The organism is Albimonas sp. (assembly GCF_055129145.1).
In genome coordinates this window covers 1-18101 of the sequence record NZ_JBSRTQ010000001.1, presented here as the reverse complement: position 1 = coordinate 18101, position 18101 = coordinate 1, and the positions used below count along the sequence as shown (strand labels likewise).

Sequence of the window (18101 nt, the reverse complement as noted above, 5' to 3'; positions counted from 1 at the left end):
CGCATGAAACTGAAGCGCCTGCTGATCACCGGCGCGGCCGGGGGGCTGGGCCGAGTCGCCCGCGCCCGGCTGGGCCATCTGGCCGAGACCATCCGCCTGTCCGACCTGGCCGAGATGGCGCAAGCCGGCGAGGCCGAGGAGGTCATGCGCTGCGATCTCGGCGATTTCGACGCGGTGCGGGCCGTGGTGGACGGCTGCGACGGCATTCTTCACCTGGGCGGCGTGTCGACCGAGAACACCTTCGACGCCATCCGCAACGGCAATCTGACCGGCCTCTACAATATCTACGAGGCGGCGCGGCAGACCGGCTGCAAGCGGATCTTCTTCGCGTCCTCCAACCACGCCATCGGGTTTCATCCGCGCGAAAAAATGTTGGACGCCGAAAGCGCCTTCCGCCCCGACAGCCTCTACGGCGTCTCGAAAGTGTTCGGGGAGGCGGTGGCCCTGCTCTATTTCGAGAAATTCGGGATCGAGAGCGCGCGGGTCCGCATCGGGTCATGTTTCCCCGAGCCGCGGGACCACCGGATGCTCGCCACCTGGCTTTCCCCCGATGATTTCGTGCGTCTGGCGGAGGCGGTGTTCCGCGCCCCCCGCCTCGGCTGCCCGGTGATCTACGGGGCCTCGGCCAATGCGGAAGCATGGTGGGACAATTCCGGGGCCGGCTATCTCGGCTGGGTCCCGCAGGACAATGCCGAGCGGTTCCGCGCCAAGCTCGACGCCGCGATGGCGCCGCCTGCGCCGGACGATCCGGTGAACCGCTATCAGGGCGGCGGTTTCGCCGCCGCGGGGCATTTCGAGGATTGATCGTCCGCCGACCATGAAAAAGGGCCCGCGCCGTTCCCGACGCGGGCCCTTCAAAGCGTGTCCGGCAAGGCCGGAGGGGGCGGCTCAGTGGCGCGAAAGCCAGTCGTCCACCTGGCGCTCCGCCTCTTCCTTGGCGAGGCCATAGCGCTCCTGCAACTTTCCTTCGAGCTTGTCGCGGTTGCCGTCGACCACGGCCACGTCGTCGTCGGTCAGCTTGCCCCACTCGGACTGCGCCGAGCCGGTGAACTGCTTCCACTTGCCTTGGATCTGGTCCCAATTCATCGTCGTTCTCCTGTCTTCCAGCCGGTCGCGCGCTTTTGCGCGCGGCGCCGGTCATGCGCGGGCCCTGCCTCCCCGGCCAGGGATCGGACGCCGCCTGGGTGACGGGCGGGGCGCCGGGGGCGCCGCCGCTCATCGGCTGTGACCAAGAGTTGGGAGCCGTCCGTGACCATTTCCGGGCGGCCTCGTGACGATATCGCGGAGACGCCCGCGCCGCCGCCCCGCCTTGCCCCCCTTCGCCCCTTCGGCTAGGACGCGGACGCGCCCGGACGCGGGCGTTTCAGGTCCACCGACAGCGAGGGGCGCGAGGCCCATGGCCAAGGACAAGAAACCGCGCCGTCCGCGGGCCGAGACGCCGCGAGGCTTCCGCGACTATTTCGGCGCCGAGGTGACCGAGCGCGCGGCGATGCTCGCGAAGATCACGCAGGTCTACCACGCCTACGGCTTCGACCCGCTGGAGAGCTCCGCGGTCGAGACCGTCGAGGCGCTGGGCAAGTTCCTGCCCGATGTCGACCGTCCGAACGAGGGCGTGTTCGCCTGGCAGGACGAGGATGAGAGCTGGCTGGCGCTGCGCTACGATCTCACCGCGCCGCTCGCCCGCGTCTACGCCCAGCACCGCAACGACCTGCCCAATCCCTATCGCCGCTATGCGGTCGGTCCGGTCTGGCGCAACGAAAAGCCGGGGCCGGGGCGCTTCCGCCAGTTCTACCAGTGCGACGCGGATACGGTGGGTTCGGCGAGCCCGGCGGCGGATGCCGAGATCTGCGGGATGCTCGCCGCCGCGCTCGAAAACGCCGGGATCGCGCCGGGCGATTACCTGATCCGGCTCAACAATCGGAAGGTTCTGAACGGGGTGATGGAGGCGGCCGGCGTGCTCGACCCCGCCGACCCCGAGGCGCATGCCGAAGCCCGCGGGATCGTTCTGCGCGCCATCGACAAGCTCGACCGGCTCGGCGAGCACGGCGTGCGCGCCCTGCTGGGCGAGGGCCGCAAGGACGACTCTGGCGACGTGACCAAGGGCGCCGGGCTCGGGGCCGAACAGGCCGAGATCGTGATGGGCTTCGTCGCCGCCCGCCGCGCGACGGGGGCCGAGACCTGCGCCCGCCTGCGCGAACTGGTCGGCGGCTCCGCGCAAGGCGCCGAGGGCGTCTCCGAGCTGGAGCAGATCGCCGAATTGCTCGACCGTCAGGGCCTCGGCCCCGACCGCATCGTGATCGACCCCTCCGTGGTCCGGGGCCTCGGCTACTACACCGGCGCGGTCTACGAGGCCGAGCTGACGTTTGAGATCCTCGACGAGAAGGGCCGCCCCCGGCAGTTCGGTTCGGTCGCCGGCGGCGGGCGCTACGACGACCTCGTCAAACGCTTCACCGGGCAGGCGGTGCCGGCCACCGGCGTCTCCATCGGGGTCGACCGGCTGATGGCGGCGCTCCATGCCAAGGGGCGCATGGCGGCCGAGGCCGCGGGCCCGGTGGTGATCACCGCCATGGATCGCGACCGGATGGGCGATTATCAGGCCATGGCCGCCGAACTGCGCGCTGCGGGCATCCGCGCCGAGGTGTTTCTCGGCGGCGGCGCCATGGCCAAGCAACTGAAATACGCCGACAAGCGCGCGGCCCCGGTTGCGGTGATCGAGGGCGGGGACGAACAGGGCCGCGGCGTCGTGCAGCTCAAGGACCTGGCGCTCGGCGCCCGTCTGGCGGCGGATATCGAGACCAACGAGGACTGGAAGGCCCAGCCCGCCCAGATGGAGGTCCCGCGCGCCGATCTCGTGCCCGAGGTCCGCGCCATGATCGCGCGGGCCGCGAGAGAAGGAGCGTAAGGCCATGTCCGCCGACCGCGCCTACATGACGGGCGGCCGCATGGGCGACGGGCTCGCCCGGCTGGGGGCGGAGCTCGCGCGCATCGACGCCGGTTTCGCCGATGCGGGGGCGGAGGCGGTGGAACCCGCGGTCCTGCAACCCTCCGGCCCGCTGCTGGGGCTCTATGGCGAAGACATCCGCGCCCGCGCCTTCGTCACCACCGACCCGGTGGAAGGCGAGCTGATGCTGCGCGCCGACTTCACCGTCCCGGTCCTGCGCCTGCACATGCAGGGCGGCGCCGCACCCGCCCGCTACCGCTATTGCGGCCCGGTCTACCGCCGGCAGGAACCGGGCTCGACCCGCCCCACGGAATACCTCCAGGCCGGCGTCGAGATCCTAGGCGAGGCCGACCCCGTCGCCGCCGACGCCGAGGTCTTCGCCCTGATCCGCGAGGCGCTGGGCGATCTGGCTGACACCGCGACCGTGCGCACCGGCGACCTCGCCATCGCCTTCGCCGCGGTGGCGGGGCTCGCCGCGCCCGAGCGCTGGAAATCCGCCCTTCGCCGGCACCTGTGGCGCCCCGCCAAGTTCCGCGCCGTGCTGGAATCCTATGGCGAGCGGCCCGAGCCGTCCCCCGCCCGCGCCGCGCTGATCGCCGCGGCGAGCCAGGGCGACGAGGCGCTGCGCGCCCATCTCCGCGCGCTCGGCCCCCTGCATGGCGCGCGGCCGTTCGAGGATGTGGTCGCCCGGGCCCGCGAGCTCGCCCAGGACTCCCGCCTGACCCTGCCGCGCAGCCAGATCGACTGGCTGGAGGCGGTGCTGGCGGTGAGCGGCCCCTCGGCCGAGGCGCTGACCGCCCTGCGCGCGCTGGACGAGAACGCGGCCCTTCGCCCGGCCCTCGACCGCATGGCGCGCCGGCTGGACGCGCTGGGACCGGACGCGGGCGCGCTGCCCTTCGACGCCTCCTTCGGGCGCGGGCTGGAGTATTACGACGGCTTCACCTTCGAATTCACCGCGCCCGACCGCCCGGGCCTGCCGCCGCTGGGCGGGGGCGGGCGCTACGATGCGCTGACCTCGCGCCTAGGCTTCGTCGGCGCGCTGCCCGCCGTGGGCGGCATCGTGCGTCCCGAAGCGCTGCTTGCCGCCGGCGGAGGGGTTTGACCATGCCCGGACTTGCGCCTGACCGCATCATCCTCGGCCTGCCGTCCAAGGGCCGGCTGCGCGACGCCTGCCACGAATGGTTCGCCGAGCGGGGCGTCACCGTGGAAGGCACCGGGGCGGAGCGGGAATATGCCGGCCGGGTGACGGGGGTGGAGGGGGTGGACCTCGCGCTTCTGTCCGCCGGAGAGATCCCGCGCGAACTGGCGGCGGGCCGCATCCATCTCGGCGTCACCGGCGAGGACATGGTGCGCGAGAAGATCCCCGACGCCGACGCCGCGGTGCGCCTGCTCGCGCCCATGGGGTTCGGCTTCGCCGATCTGGTGATCGCGATCCCCGACGCCTGGGCGGATGTGGAGTCCATCGCCGATCTCGACGCGGTCGCCGGGCGGCTGCGGGCCGAGCTCGGCCGGCCGCTGCGCATCGCCACCAAGTACCATCTGCTGGTGCGCCGCTTCCTGCGCGCCAACGGGGTGGCGGATTGCCTGCTGGTCGACAGCCAGGGCGCGACCGAGGGCGCGGTGCGCCAGGGCGCGGCCGAGGCCATCGCCGACATCACAAGTTCGGGCGCGACGCTGACCGACAACCGCCTGCGGCCGCTGGACGACGGGGTGATCCTGCGCTCCCAGGCCCATCTGTGCCTGTCGAGGCGCGCGGGCCTCGGACCGGCGCGGGCCGCGCGGCTCGACGCGCTGGGCGCGACGCTGGGATTGGGGCCGCTTGCATCGCCTCCGGGCAGGCAATAGCGTCCGCGCTCATCACCCGCCGTCCAAAGCCGCGCGGCCGGGCGCCGGACGCGCGCCGGGCATCGGCCCGCGCCGTTCCGCGGAGATCCGGCGCCCCGGCGCTCCGGGGCTTTCGTGTTCCGTTTTGGTCAGGATAACAACAAGATGCACAATTTGCCGTTGTTGCGCTCCACCTCCCAGCTTCGGTCCCGCATCCGCTCCTGGCGCGCGTTCGGCGAGACGGTGGCGCTGGTGCCGGTGGGTGCGAGCCTGCATGAAGGCCATGCCGCGGTGATCCGCGCCGCCCGCGCCGGGGCGGACCGGGTGCTGGTCACGGCCGCGTGCTGGGACGGCGAACTGACCGCGATCACCGAGGCCGATGCGATCGACCTGCTGTGCGACCGCGCCGACGAGGCCGGGGCCGATGCGCTCTATCTGCCCTCGCAGGCGGCGCTGCGCCCGGCCGACGCGCTGACCCGGCTGGATATCGGGGCGATGGGCGAGGTGATGTGCGGGGAGGATCAGCCGGGCGTGCTGTCGGCCTACGCGCTGGCCGCTGTGCGGCTGTTCAGCCAGGCCCAGGCGGATTTCGCCTTCTATTCCGAACAGGAATGGCAGCGGCTGGCGATCATGCGCCAGGTCTCGTCCGACCTCGCCCAGCCCACCGCCGTGCGCGCCGCGCCGACGGAGCGGGACATGGACGGCGTCGCGATGGGCGGCGATGCGGAAGGGCTTGAAGGCGCCGACCGCGCCTGCGCCCTGCGCCTGTGGCGGGAGATCACCCGCGCCGCCGCCGCCATCGAGGCGGGCGGCGATCCGGACCCGGCGCTGGACGCCGCCGCGGACCATCTGGCCGATGCCGGGGCGGAGGTCGAGTATCTCGACCTTCGCGACGCGGCGACGCTGGAAGAGATCGAGACCTGGGATCGCGCGCGCCCGGCGAGGGTGTTCGTCGCGATCCGGCTGGGCGAGGCGCGGCTGGTCGACAACGTGGCGGTGGGCGGCGACGCGGCGGCCTGAGCCGCCAGCCCCGCCCCCGTTCAGTCGGCCCCGTCGCGCAGCTGCGCGAGGGAGGCGCCGAGTTCCGACACCGTGTCGGCCAGCGCCGCCACCGCCGCCACCGGCGCCGATCCGAAATCGATGCGCAGCGCCACCGAGCCGGTGGGCCCGACCGGCCCGCTCGACGCGGGCCAGGGCCGCGGGTCCGACATCGCGTGCAGCACGCCGAGCAGATGCGGCGTCTCCGCCCCCATCCCCGGCTGCGCGTATTCCAGGAACCAGCGGCGCAGGGGCGCGAGGTTCAGCCCGCGCTCGGCCGGGGCCAGCACCAGATCGGCGCAGTCCCAGCGGAACGGGCCGATGACCAGCGGGGCCGGCCCCTCGCCGCCCGGCCAGTCGGCCCCGTCGCCGGCGGGGCCAGACGAGGCGATGATCGGCGAAAACCGCTCCGCCACCATCGCCGGCAGGCGGGTGATGACCACCGGATGGGCGATGCGCCCCGCGGTCTCGGATTCGAAATCGTGGCGCGACGGCAGATCCAGCTCCCCCGCCCGCGCCGCCTTGCCGTCCGGGCCGCGGCGCCAGGGCTCGGGCGTCACGTCGGCGCCGGAGGTGATGGCGCGGGCCATGCGGGTCAGCAGGTCCGTCACATGCGCCTCGCGCAGCGGCGACAGGGCCGCGTCCATGATCGGGCTGACTTCCAGCATCTCGCTCGCCCCCTGTCCTCAGCGCACGCCGAGATCGGCGAGCGCCCGGCGAAGCTCCGCCGGCAGCTCGTCGGCGGGCGAGCCGCCGATGCCCAGATCCGCCGGCGCCATGTCGGGGGCGAGGTAGCGCCAGCCCTGGAACGGGCGGCGGGGCGCGGCCTCGGTCCGCACGATCCTGGGGTTCAGCACGATGGCGCAGCGGGAAACGCCGTCCTCCCCCTCCACCCGCTCCAGCGCCTCGATGCGCTGGCGGGCGAGCACCTGGCCCTTGAACACCCAGTAGAGCGAGCCGCCGTCGACCAGCTCCGCCTCCCGCTTCGGCCACATCCGGGTGACATGGCGCGGGCGCGGATCACGGCCGGTGGCGAGGCGTTCGGCGGCGCGGGCGCGCTGCCAGGCCTCCAGCTCCTCCACCGCCGCGGCGCCCACGCACAGCTTGACCATGTGCAGGGCGGGGGCCTGCGACGGGGACGGATCAACGGCGGTAGAGGTCACGCAACGGCGCTCCGGATTCGCTGAGACGGGGGCGCCGGGGAGGTCAGACGGAACCAGGCCTGACGGGGGCGGCGCGGGGCGACGGGGGCGCTACGGCCCCCGTTGCCGGATCGCTCAGGGCCGGATCGCTCAGGGAAGGTAGCGCTGCAGGGGGGCCACGTCGAGCGCGCCCGACCGTCGCGCCCGGATGGCGCGGGCCGCGGCCTTGGCTCCGGCGGCGGTCGTGTAATAGGGGATCCCGGAATAGAGCGCGACCGAGCGCAGCTCCTTGGAATCCGACACCGACTGCGCGCCTTCGGTGGTGTTGAACACCAGCCCGACCTCGCCGTCCTTCATCCGGTCGACGATGTTGGGCCGGCCTTCGTAGACCTTCTTCACCGTCTCGACCTCGACCCCATTGGCGCGCAGATGCGCCGCGGTGCCTTCGGTGGCGAGGATCGAGAAGCCGAGCTCGGCGACCATGCGCGCCGCGACCAGGATCGCGTCCTTGTCGGCGTCCTTCACCGACAGGAACACCCGGCCCGAATCCGGCAGGTTCACGCCGGCGCCGATCTGGGCCTTGAGGAAGGCCCGGTCGAAGGAAACGTCGAGACCCATGACCTCGCCGGTGGACCGCATCTCCGGCCCGAGCAGCGTGTCCACCCCGGGGAAGCGGGCGAAGGGCAGCACCGCCTCCTTCACCGCGAAGCGCGGGATGTCGGGGGATTTCAGCGCGAAGGCGCCGAGCTTCTCGCCCGCCATGACCCGGGCGGCGATGGCGGCGATGGGCGAGCCCACGGCCTTGGCCACGAAGGGCACGGTGCGCGAGGCGCGGGGATTGACCTCCAGCACGTAGATGTCGCCGTCCTTGATCGCGAACTGAACGTTCATCAGGCCGACCACGTCGAGGCCGAGCGCCAGCTTTTCGGTCTGCAGCTTCAGCTCGTCGACCATTTCGGGGCTGAGCGAGTAGGGGGGGAGCGAGCAGGCCGAGTCGCCCGAATGCACGCCCGCCTCCTCGATATGCTCCATCACACCCGCGACATGGACCTTTTCGCCGTCGCAGAGCGCGTCGACGTCGACCTCGACCGCGCCGGTGAGATAGCTGTCGATCAGCACCGGCGACTTGCCCGACACCACCACCGCGTCGCGGATGTAGCGGTTGAGGCCCTCGTCGTCGCGCACGATCTCCATCGCCCGGCCGCCCAGCACATAGCTGGGGCGGATGACCACCGGATAGCCGACCTCGTTGGCGATGCGCAGCGCCTGCTCGCCGGTGGTGGCGATGCCGTTATGCGGCTGCTTGAGGCCGAGCTTGTTGAGCACGCCCTGGAACCGCTCGCGGTCTTCGGCGAGGTCGATGGCGTCGGGCGTGGTGCCGAGAATCGGGATGTCGGCGGCTTCCAGCGCCCGGGCGAGCTTCAGGGGCGTCTGTCCGCCGAACTGCACGATCACGCCATGCAGCGTGCCGTTCTCCTGCTCCTTGCGCAGGATCTCCAGCACGGTCTCCTCGGTCAGCGGCTCGAAGTAGAGGCGATCCGAGGTGTCGTAGTCGGTCGACACCGTCTCCGGGTTGCAGTTGACCATGATGGTCTCGTAGCCGGCCTCGGTCAGCGCGTAGCAGGCGTGGCAGCAGCAGTAATCGAACTCGATGCCCTGGCCGATCCGGTTCGGACCGCCGCCGAGGATCACGATCTTCTTGCGGTCCGAGGGCCGGGCTTCGCATTCGACCCAGCCCATCGCGTCGGCTTCGTAGGTCGAATACATGTAGGGGGTCTGGGCCTCGAACTCGGCCGCGCAGGTGTCGATGCGCTTGAACACCGGCCGCACGCCGAGGTCATGGCGGAGCTTGCGCAGCTTGTCCTCGGTGGTGTTGCACAGCTTCGCCAGCCGCGCGTCCGAAAAGCCCATCATCTTGGCGGCGCGCATGGTCCGGGCGTCGGCGGGCAGGCCGTCGGCGATCAGCCTGGCCTCGGCGTCCACGATCTCGGCGATGCGGTCGAGGAACCAGGGGTCGAAGGCGGTGGCGCGCTGGATCTCGGCGTTGGTCAGCCCCTCTCGCATCGCCTGGGCGACGAAGCGGATCCGGTCCGGCGTCGCCCGCGACAGGGCGGCGATCACCGCGCGCTTGCGGTCGGTCCCGGCCTCGTCGGCGCCGGGGATCTCGATCTCGTCGAAGCCGGTCAGCCCGGTCTCCATCGAGGCCAGCGCCTTCTGCATCGATTCCGCAAAGGACCGCCCGATGGCCATGACCTCGCCCACCGACTTCATCGCGGTGGTCAGGTCGTCCTTGGCCCCGGGGAATTTCTCGAAGGCGAAGCGGGGGATTTTCGTCACGACGTAGTCGATGGAGGGCTCGAAGCTCGCCGGGGTCACCTTGGTGATGTCGTTGTCGAGTTCATCCAGCGTGTAGCCCACCGCCAGCTTCGCCGCGATCTTGGCGATCGGAAAGCCGGTGGCCTTGGAGGCGAGCGCGGACGACCGCGACACCCGCGGGTTCATCTCGATCACCACCATGCGCCCGGTCTCGGGATGCATGGCGAACTGGACGTTGGATCCGCCGGTCTCCACCCCGATCTCGCGCAGCACCGCCAGGGACGCGTTGCGCATCCGCTGGTATTCCTTGTCGGTCAGGGTCAGCGCCGGGGCGACGGTGATCGAATCGCCGGTATGCACGCCCATCGGGTCGATGTTCTCGATGGAGCAGATGATGATGCAGTTGTCCGCGGTGTCGCGAACCACCTCCATCTCGAACTCCTTCCATCCCAGCAGGGACTCGTCGATCAGGATCTGGGAGACAGGGGACGCGTCGAGCCCCGACTTGCAGATCCGCTCGTAATCCTCGCGGTTGTAGGCGACGCCGCCCCCGGTGCCGCCCATGGTGAAGGCGGGGCGGATGATGGCGGGCAGGCCGATATTGGGCAGCGCGTCCATGCATTCCTGCATCGTCGAGGCGATGGTGGCGATCGGGTTCTCGAGGCCGATGCGGTCCATGGCCTCGCGGAACAGCTTGCGGTCCTCGGCCATCTCGATGGCGGCGCGCTTGGCCCCGATCAGCTCGACATTGTATTTCGCCAGCACGCCCGCGTCGTCGAGCGCGAGGGCTGCGTTCAGCGCGGTCTGGCCGCCCATGGTGGGCAGCAGCGCGTCGGGACGCTCGGCCTCGATGATCTTGGTGATCGCCTCGACCGTGATCGGCTCGATATAGGTCGCGTCGGCCATCTCCGGGTCGGTCATGATCGTGGCCGGGTTGGAGTTGACCAGGATGACGCGGTAGCCTTCCTCGCGCAGGGCCTTGCAGGCCTGAGCGCCGGAATAGTCGAATTCGCAGGCCTGACCGATGACGATGGGCCCGGCGCCGATGATCAGGATCGAGGAGATGTCGTTGCGTCTGGGCATGTGCGCTCCTCCTCGCCCCGCGGGTGCGGGCGGCGTTCGGCGTCTACGGAAGGGTCGGGTGGGACCGCGCGGGTTATAGCCCAGCGCGCGGGGGACGCAAGGCGGGCTCGGTCCGGGGGCGCCGTTCGGGCAGGAGAACGGCGCAGGCGGCGAGGCCCATGGCGACGCCGAGCGTGATCAGCGGCGCCGCGTCGTGCAGGTCCGGGAAGCGGCGGAACAGGACGGTGGCGGCGATCAGGGCGGCGATGGAGACGCCCGCGACCGCCCATCCCCCGCGCAGGCGCAGGCCCAGCGCGACGGCCATGGGCACGAGGAACGGGAAATAATGCGTCCAGGCCAGCGGGGACGCGGCGGTGACCAGCACCAGGGTCGCAGGCATCAGCCGGGCGCGCCGGGCCGCCTCGCCGCGGGGCGCGAGGCGAATCGTCGCGAGCGTCAGCGCGGCCAGCACGCCCCCCCAGGCGAGCGGCGGCGCGCCCGGCGGGATCGGCGCCGCGCCGATGGCGTCGGGCAGGTGCGTGCCGAACAGCGCCGCGGCCGGGATCAGCAGGCTCTGGTTCATCCCGCCCGCCTGCAGCAGGCCGCCGATGCGGGCGAGCTGATCGAGGAAGGCCCGCGTCTCCTCCGTCCCCACCGCCCAGAGGTTTAGCGCGAACAGCCCCGCCCCCGCCGCCAGCGCCCAGCCGGCGGCCTTCCAGCGCCCGGTCATCAGCCAGAACACCCCCATCGCCGCCGGCGACAGCTTCAGCGACGCGGCCAGCGCCAGCAGGAGGCCGGCGCGGGCGGGGCGATCGCGCTCGGCCTCGTGCAGGGCGGCGAGCAGGGCCAGCGTCGCCCAGGGCTGCACCTGGTTGAAGAAGGCGGAGGCCACGGCGGGCCAGGCGAAGGGCAGGACGACGAGGCTCAGCGCCGCGACCCGCGCCGCCTGGCCCCGCGGCGCCCAGAGCCGGGCGGCGAGCGCGGCGCCCGCGACCAGCGCCCCGGCATTGGCCAGCGCGAAGGCCGCCTTGAACAGGCGCCAATCGGCATGGGCTGCGGGCCAGGCGAAGATCTCGGCCCAGATCGGGGGAAACACGAAGGCGAGCCGCCAGTCCAGGTAGCCGCCCGACCCGGCCGCCGCGGACCAGGCCGGGTCCCGGACCTCGGGCGAGATCAGCGGCTGGAAGACATAGAGATGCGCCTGCTCTCCCGCCCAGGCCAGCCGCCCGGCGATGTAGAGCGGCGCAAGGTCGAGCCCGCGCCCCCGCAGCCCCAGCCAGGTCAGCGCCCCGAGGGCGAAGAGCGCGGCGGCCCCGGCGGCGATGCGCCAGCGCAGGGCGGGCGAGGCGAGCCGGACGCGAAGGGTCGCCGGGCAGGTCGGAAGGGCCACGGGTCAGTCCTCTTCGGCGCGGGGGCCCGAGCCCGCTCCCGTCGCCGTCCCCGTTGCCACGCCGGGCCGTTCCGGCAGCAGGATCGAGGCCGCGATCAGGATCGCCACCGCCGGCAGGGTCAGCAGCGCGATGTCGTCGCTGAACATCCGCGCCTTCCAGAAGACCAGCGAGGCGAAGAGCATCAGCGCCATCGAGGCGCTCGCCGCCAGCGCGCCGAAGCGCAGCCGCTCGCGCAGGGCCACGGCCCAGGGGACCAGAAGGTGAAGTAATGCGCCCAGGCGAGCGGCGCGGCCGGCAGGGTCACGGCCAGCACCACGGGCATCAGCCGGGCGCGCCGGGTCTCGGCGTCGCAGGGCAGCAGCCGGACCGCGGCCAGCGCCAGCGTGGCCAGCGCCAGCCCCCAGGCCAGCGCCCGGGCGCCGAGGGGCAGGGGGGCGGCGAACTCGAAGGCCGGCAGATCCGCGCCCAAGACCCGCGCGGCGAAGACCAGCAGGCTCTGGTTCATGCCGCCGGTGGAAACGCCGGCGCCGATCCGCGCCAGCTGGTCGAAGAAGGCCCGCGTCTCCGCCTCCCCCGCCACCGCGAGGTTGAGCGCGAAGAACGCCGCCCCCGCCGCGAGCGCCCAGCCCGCCGCGCGCCAGCGGCCGGTCAGCAGCCAGTAGAGCCCGAAGAGGGCCGGCGTCAGCTTCAGCGCCGCGGCCAGCGCCAGCAGGACCCCGGCGCGCGCCGGGCGGTCGCGCTCCGCCGCCTCCAGCGCCAGCAGGGCGCCCAGCGTCACCAGCGGCTGCAGCTGGTTGAACCAGGTGGAGCTGACCGCCGGCCAGGCCAGCGTCATCAGCACGAGGCTGGTCAGGGTGACGCGGGTCCGCGCGGCGGCAGGCGCCCACAGCCGCGCGCCGACCACGGCGACGCCGGCCATGGCCAGGCCCGAGATCCCCGCGACGCCGGCCGAAAACGCCGGCCAGCTCAGCGCCGTCGCCGGCCAGGCCAGCAGATGCGCCCAGATCGGGGGGAACACGAAGGCGAAGATCGCGTGATCGTAGCCTATCTCCGCCGTCAAGCGCAGCCAGTCGGGATGCGACAGCTCCGGGCCCTGGCCGGGCTGGAACACATAGGCCAGATCGACCCGCCCCTCGGCCGCGAGCCGTCCCGCGACATAGAGCGGCGCGAGATCGAGCGACCAGCCGCGCAGGCCCCAGAAGGTCAGCGTCGCGGCGCAAAGCGCGAAGGCCAGCGCCACGGCGACCCGATCGCTCCGGATCCGGGCGCCGCCCGCCGAGGCGGACGATGCGAGGGCGGGGGATGGCGCGGGGGGGAAGGTCATGCCTGTCTCCTGGGCGGAACGGCGGGGCCGCGCTTCGCGTCCGGCGCGCTTTGCCCTGTGTCGCGCAACGAAACCTCATCGTAAGCTGTCATTTCATATCATCGAGATCGGTTCATCAAGGAAGCGGCGGCGCATGGCGGCGGGGTTCGGGACGGGATTTCTGGAAACGGCGGCCGTGTTCCTCGGCGCCGCGGTGGTGGCGGTGCCGCTGTTCAAGCGGATGGGGCTCGGCTCGGTCATCGGCTATCTTGCGGCAGGCGCGGCCATCGGTCCCTTCGGCCTGGCGCTGGTGGGCGACGCCGAGACCGTGGTCGGCTTCGCGGAATTCGGCGTGGTGCTGCTGCTGTTCGTCATCGGGCTGGAGCTGCGGCCCGCCCGGCTGTGGCGCCTGCGGGCGGAGATCTTCGGCCTCGGTCTCGCCCAGGTGGCGCTGACCACGGCGGCGTTCTTTCCGTTGCTGCGCCTCGCGGGGCTCGACTGGCGGGCGGGCCTGGTGGTCGGCTCGGCGCTGGCGCTCAGCTCCACCGCCTTCGCGGTGCAGCTGCTGCGCGAGAAAGGCGACCTGACCCGGCCCTATGGCGACCGGGCGTTCTCGATCCTGCTGTTCCAGGACCTCGCCCTGGTGCCGCTGCTGGCGCTGGTCGCCATCCTCGCGCCCTTCGCCGGCGGCGAGACGCTGGAATGGCGCTCGGTCGCGCTGGCGCTGGGCGCGATCGCGGCCCTGGTGCTGGTCATGCGCTACGGCATGCCGCCGCTGCTGGCCCTGATCGCCCGGACCCGGGCGGACGAGGTGTTCACCGCCGCCGCCCTGCTGGCGGTGATCGCCGCGTCGCTGCTGATGCACGCGGTCGGCCTCTCGATGGCCATGGGCGCCTTCATCGCCGGGGTGCTGATGGCCGACACCGAATACCGCCACCAGCTGGAGACGGATATCGAGCCGTTCCGCGGCCTGCTGCTCGGCCTCTTCTTCATGGGCTTCGGCATGACCGTCGACTGGCCGCTGGTCGCGCAATGGTGGTGGCTGGTGATCGGCGGGGCGGCCGCGGTGTTCCTGCTGAAGGGGGCGGCGCTTTACGGGCTGTCGCGGCTGATGGGCTCGCCCGATTTCGACGCGCTCCGCATCGCGGCGACGCTGGGGCAGGGGGGCGAGTTCGCCTTCGTGATGTTCACCGCCGCCGCCGGCTCGTCGCTGCTCAGTCGGCAGGAGGCGTCGCTGCTGTCGGCCGTGGTCACCGCCTCGATGGTGCTGACCCCGTTCGCGGTGAAGCTCGCCGAGCGGATGCGCCCGGCGGAGGAGGTGAGCGGCGAGGGGATCGAGGACGTGTCCAAGGCCCCCGCCGCCCGCATCCTGGTGGCGGGCTTCGGGCGCGTGGGGCAGGTGGTGGCGCGGATCATGCGGATGCGCGGCCATGACGTGACGCTGATCGACAACTCGCCGCGCCTGATCAAGATGGGTTCGACCTTCGGCAGCAAGGTCTATTACGGCGACGCCCGCCGGGTGGACGTGCTGCGCACCGCCGGCGCGGGGAAGGCCGACATCATCTTCCTGTGCATCGACGACCGCGACGGGGCCAAGGCGGCGGTCGAGAAGATCCGCGTGGCCTTTCCCGATGCGGCGATCATGGCCGACACCTACGACCGGTTCTCGGAATGGGAGCTGCGCGAGGCCGGGGCGCACGAGGTGGTGCGCGAGACCTTCGAATCGGCGGTGGAGCTGGCGCGGCGCGGCCTGAGCAAGCTCGGCGACGGCGATATGGCCGAGGAACTGATCGAGGAGTTCCGCAGGCGGGACGCGGAGCTCGCGCGCCTTCAGAATGAATACGGCATCGCCGAGGGGCTGGAGAAGCTGCGCGAGAAATACACGCTGGATTCGCCGGGCTGAGGCGGGCGCGGTCGGCGCTGCCTGACGGACGGGAGCGCGGCGCGAAGGTCGCGCCAGCCGCCCCGTACCGCCCCCGCCGCGCGCTGGGGCGGGGGCGCCTGCCGGACCGTCTCCCCGAGGGCGCCGGGAGGCTGCGGAGACCAGGCGCGCGGCCTCCGCATGGATGCGGGCGGCGGTCTCGGCGCCGGCCATGGCCGGGCTCCCGTCCTCTCCGCCCGGCGGCGCCGCGCGGTCAGTGCGCCATCAGCACCGGGATCCGGCTTTCGTCGAGCACCGTGCGGGTGACGCCGCCGACCAGATCCTCCGAGAACTTCGAATGCTCGTAGGCGCCCATCACCAGCAGCCCCGCGTCATTGGCCTCGGCCACGTCGAGCAGCGTCCGCCCGATCGAACGCGCGTCCCTCGCCATCCGCCGCCATTCGGTCTGGATCCCGTGTCGGGCCAGATGGGCGACCACGTCCTGCCCCTCATGGCGGACCGCGCGCGGCGCGTCGCCGATGGCGCAGACCAGCGCCTGGCCCTGGGCCTTCAGCAGCGGCATCGCCTCCGACAGCGCCCGCGCTGCGGCGCGTCCGCCGTCCCAGGCGATCAGCGCCTTGCGGGGCAGCTGCGTCACCGCCCCGCCCCTGGGCGCGATCAGCACCGGCTTGCCCGAGCGCAGGGCGACCACGTCCGGGTTGACCGCGAAATGCGCGGTCTCGGCGGTCGAGGTCTCGCCCGCCGCCATCACCACCAGGTCGTAGACCCGCGCCGCCCGCATCAGCGACCCGTCGGCATCGCCGCCCAGCTCCAGGAAATGCACCTTGGCGGGGCGGTCGGCGGCGAGCTGCCGGCTCGCCTCTGCGAAGCGGCGGGCGACCTCGGCGCGCTGCGCGGTCTCCGCCGCCAGCGCCGCGTCGAGCAGGGTGGCGGTCACCCAGGGCCCCAGGGCGGCGACCGAGCGGCTGGGCCCGTAGCTCAGCAGCCCGGTCAGATGGGCGTCCATGCCGCGCGCCAGCAGCGCGGCCAGCGCCAGCGCCTCGTCGCAGCCGGGAAGACCGTTATAGGAGAGAAGGATGTTGTGGATGGCCATGGTCGTCGCAGCTCCTGCACCGGTTGCAGGGGCTTCGTGCGCCGGCGCGCCGTGCGCCGCCTTGATCCAGGTCAGCCCGCGCCCTGCCAAGGCCCGCGCCCTCCCCGGCCGCGCGGCGCCCTCCCCGCGCTTGACAGCCGCCCCCCGTCGCGTAGAAGGCGCGGGTCCGGCGGCGGTGGCGTCGCGGGAATCCGGCGCCCATGGGCGCGCGTCCTTCGGGAAGCGCCCCTGTCGCCCCAACGGACCCGAGCCCTCGCGGCGCGGGACCCCGGCGGGGAAAGGAGGGCGCCTTCGTGCGAGATCTTATGAAGGAGACGGGGCGATGACCAAGCGCACCTCCGCGAAATACAAGCTCGACCGCCGCATGGGCGAGAACATCTGGGGCCGTCCGAAGTCCCCGGTGAACCGCCGCGAATACGGCCCCGGCCAGCACGGCCAGCGCCGCAAGGGCAAGCTGTCGGACTTCGGCACGCAGCTGCGCGCCAAGCAGAAGCTCAAGGGCTACTACGGCGACATCACCGAGAAGCAGTTCCGCCGCATCTTCGACGAGGCCGAGCGCCGCAAGGGCGACACCGGCGAGACCCTCATCGGTCTGCTGGAGCGTCGGCTGGACGCGGTGGTCTACCGCGCGAAGTTCGTGCCGACCATCTTCGCCGCCCGCCAGTTCGTGAACCACGGCCACGTCACGGTGAACGGCAAGCGCGTCAACATCCCCTCCTATTCCGTCAAGGAAGGCGATCTGATCGTCGTCAAGGAGAAGTCGCGCCAGATGGAACTGGTCATGGTCGCGGTCGATTCGTCCGAGCGCGACGTGCCCGACTATCTCGACGTCGACCACTCCAAGATGACCTGCGTGTTCGTGCGCGCGCCCGGCCTGAGCGACGTGCCGTATCCGGTGCAGATGGAACCCAACCTCGTGGTCGAGTTCTACGCCAAGAACTGATCCCGCGCCTTCGGGCCGGATCGACGTGATTCGAAGGCCGCGCCCTCCCCGGGGCGCGGCCTTCCGCGTTTCAGGGCGGAGCGCGGCTGCGCCCGCCCCCGGCCGGGCCCTGCGCCCCCGGGTCCCTCGCCGCGCGGGCGCCCCGCCGCGGCGCGCGATCCGGTCGTCGCGCGGCTCCCGTCCCCGGGGCTGCGCGCCGCTCCGCCCTGCCGAAAAACCGCCCAAACGCCGTGGCGAAACCCTGTCGCGAAATCGTCGCGCGCCACGGCCATGCTGTCCGCCCGCGCGGGCGCCGCGTCGCGCTTGCGTTCCGGGGCCGAACCCGCGCAGGCTGGCCGTCACATAACCGACATGGAGCGTCCCATGACCCCTCGCACCTTCCTCGCCGGCGCCGCCGCGCTTGCGCTCCTGGCACCGGCCGCCGCGCTCGCCGATTTCTCGATCTCGATCCTGCACACCAACGACGTGCATTCCCGGCTCGAGCCGATTTCCAAATATGACAGCGGCTGCTCGCCCGCCGACAATGCCGAGGGCAAGTGCTTCGGCGGTTCGGCCCGGCTGATCACCGCGGTGGAGGCGGCGCGCGCCGAAGCCCCGGTCAACCTGCTGGTCGACGGCGGCGACCAGTTCCAGGGCACGCTCTTCTACACCTACTACAAGGGCAAGGCCGCGGCCGAGATGATGACCGCCATGGGCTATGACGCCATGACGGTCGGCAACCACGAATTCGACGACGGCCCCGAGGTGCTCGCCGGCTTCATGGACGCCGTGAAATTCCCGGTGCTGATGTCGAACGCCGACGTCTCGAACGAGCCGTCGCTGGCCGGCAAGCTGATGCCCTCGACCGTCATCGAGAAGGGCGGGGAGAAAATCGGTCTGATTGGCCTGACCCCGCAGGACACCGACGAGCTGTCCTCGCCCGGCAAGAACATCGCCTTTTCGGATCCGGTCGCGGCCGTCAAGAAGCAGGTCGAAAAGCTGACCGCCGAGGGCGTGAACAAGATCGTGGTGCTCAGCCATTCCGGCTACGGGGTCGACAAGAAGGTCGCGGCCGAAGTGGCGGGCGTCGACGTGATCGTGGGCGGGCACTCCAACACCCTGCTCTCGAACAGCAACGAGAAGGCCGAGGGTCCCTATCCGACCATGGTCAAGGGCCCGGACGGCGG

16 protein-coding genes are annotated in these 18101 nt (G+C 72.0%); 8 read left to right on the top strand and 8 right to left on the bottom strand.

The annotated features are described in order from the left end of the window. The first annotated feature begins 3 nt into the window (after positions 1–3). Positions 4–804, top strand: a complete 801-nt coding sequence (locus ACTB72_RS00080; protein ID WP_463034928.1) for an NAD-dependent epimerase/dehydratase family protein — start codon at positions 4–6, stop codon at positions 802–804. A gap of 84 nt (positions 805–888) precedes the next feature. Here ACTB72_RS00080 and ACTB72_RS00075 read toward each other — a convergent pair whose 3' ends face one another. After that, the gene (locus ACTB72_RS00075; RefSeq protein WP_463034927.1) at positions 889–1086 is read right to left on the bottom strand and encodes a CsbD family protein; all 198 of its coding nucleotides are present in this window, start codon (positions 1084–1086) and stop codon (positions 889–891) included. A gap of 310 nt (positions 1087–1396) precedes the next feature. On the opposite strand from ACTB72_RS00075, the gene hisS reads away from it, so the two are divergent. The 4 genes from hisS (at position 1397) to ACTB72_RS00055 (ending at position 5785) form a co-directional block, all read left to right on the top strand. Continuing rightward, positions 1397–2902 carry a histidine--tRNA ligase gene (gene hisS, locus ACTB72_RS00070; protein WP_463034926.1) on the top strand — a complete coding sequence of 502 codons (1506 nt, stop codon included), beginning with the start codon at positions 1397–1399 and terminating at the stop codon, positions 2900–2902. Positions 2903–2906: 4 nt separating this feature from the next. Continuing rightward, positions 2907–4043 (top strand): ATP phosphoribosyltransferase regulatory subunit, encoded by a 1137-nt coding sequence (locus ACTB72_RS00065; protein WP_463034925.1) that lies wholly within the window; start codon positions 2907–2909, stop codon positions 4041–4043. Positions 4044–4045: 2 nt separating this feature from the next. Continuing rightward, a complete protein-coding gene (gene hisG, locus ACTB72_RS00060) occupies positions 4046–4786 on the top strand; it encodes an ATP phosphoribosyltransferase (protein ID WP_463034924.1) in 741 nt (246 codons plus the stop codon). A 144-nt stretch (positions 4787–4930) separates the two neighbouring features. Continuing rightward, entirely contained in the window at positions 4931–5785 is an 855-nt protein-coding gene (locus tag ACTB72_RS00055; RefSeq protein ID WP_463034923.1) for a pantoate--beta-alanine ligase, read from the top strand. 20 nt (positions 5786–5805) lie between these two features. Here ACTB72_RS00055 and ACTB72_RS00050 read toward each other — a convergent pair whose 3' ends face one another. The 6 genes from ACTB72_RS00050 to ACTB72_RS00025 all read right to left on the bottom strand — a co-directional run bounded on the left by ACTB72_RS00050 (position 5806) and on the right by ACTB72_RS00025 (position 13038). Further along, positions 5806–6471: a hypothetical protein gene (locus ACTB72_RS00050; protein ID WP_463034922.1), complete on the bottom strand. Its 666-nt coding sequence runs from the start codon at positions 6469–6471 to the stop codon at positions 5806–5808. A gap of 18 nt (positions 6472–6489) precedes the next feature. Then, positions 6490–6915, bottom strand: a complete 426-nt coding sequence (locus ACTB72_RS00045) for a DUF1489 family protein (RefSeq protein ID WP_463035007.1) — start codon at positions 6913–6915, stop codon at positions 6490–6492. Between the two features lie 180 nt (positions 6916–7095). Beyond that, positions 7096–10344, bottom strand: a complete 3249-nt coding sequence (gene carB / locus ACTB72_RS00040) for a carbamoyl-phosphate synthase large subunit (RefSeq protein ID WP_463034921.1) — start codon at positions 10342–10344, stop codon at positions 7096–7098. Between the two features lie 73 nt (positions 10345–10417). Next, positions 10418–11713 (bottom strand): glycosyltransferase 87 family protein, encoded by a 1296-nt coding sequence (locus tag ACTB72_RS00035; protein WP_463034920.1) that lies wholly within the window; start codon positions 11711–11713, stop codon positions 10418–10420. 3 nt (positions 11714–11716) lie between these two features. Beyond that, positions 11717–11905: a hypothetical protein gene (locus ACTB72_RS00030; protein WP_463034919.1), complete on the bottom strand. Its 189-nt coding sequence runs from the start codon at positions 11903–11905 to the stop codon at positions 11717–11719. Then, entirely contained in the window at positions 11896–13038 is a 1143-nt protein-coding gene (locus ACTB72_RS00025; protein WP_463034918.1) for a glycosyltransferase 87 family protein, read from the bottom strand. The genes ACTB72_RS00030 and ACTB72_RS00025 overlap by 10 nt, the downstream gene beginning before the upstream one ends. Before the next feature lie 133 nt (positions 13039–13171). On the opposite strand from ACTB72_RS00025, the gene ACTB72_RS00020 reads away from it, so the two are divergent. Continuing rightward, positions 13172–14920 (top strand): monovalent cation:proton antiporter-2 (CPA2) family protein, encoded by a 1749-nt coding sequence (locus tag ACTB72_RS00020; RefSeq protein WP_463034917.1) that lies wholly within the window; start codon positions 13172–13174, stop codon positions 14918–14920. Between the two features lie 232 nt (positions 14921–15152). Here the strand turns inward: ACTB72_RS00020 and ACTB72_RS00015 are convergent, their stop codons facing one another. Then, the gene (locus ACTB72_RS00015; RefSeq protein ID WP_463034916.1) at positions 15153–15992 is read right to left on the bottom strand and encodes a universal stress protein; all 840 of its coding nucleotides are present in this window, start codon (positions 15990–15992) and stop codon (positions 15153–15155) included. 322 nt (positions 15993–16314) lie between these two features. Here ACTB72_RS00015 and rpsD point away from each other — a divergent pair, with 322 nt between their 5' ends. Both rpsD and ACTB72_RS00005 read left to right on the top strand, forming a co-directional pair. Beyond that, a complete protein-coding gene (gene rpsD, locus ACTB72_RS00010; protein ID WP_463034915.1) occupies positions 16315–16935 on the top strand; it encodes a 30S ribosomal protein S4 in 621 nt (206 codons plus the stop codon). 363 nt (positions 16936–17298) lie between these two features. After that, positions 17299–18101 (top strand): metallophosphoesterase (locus ACTB72_RS00005; RefSeq protein ID WP_463034914.1); only part of this gene is annotated, 803 nt, incomplete at its 3' end.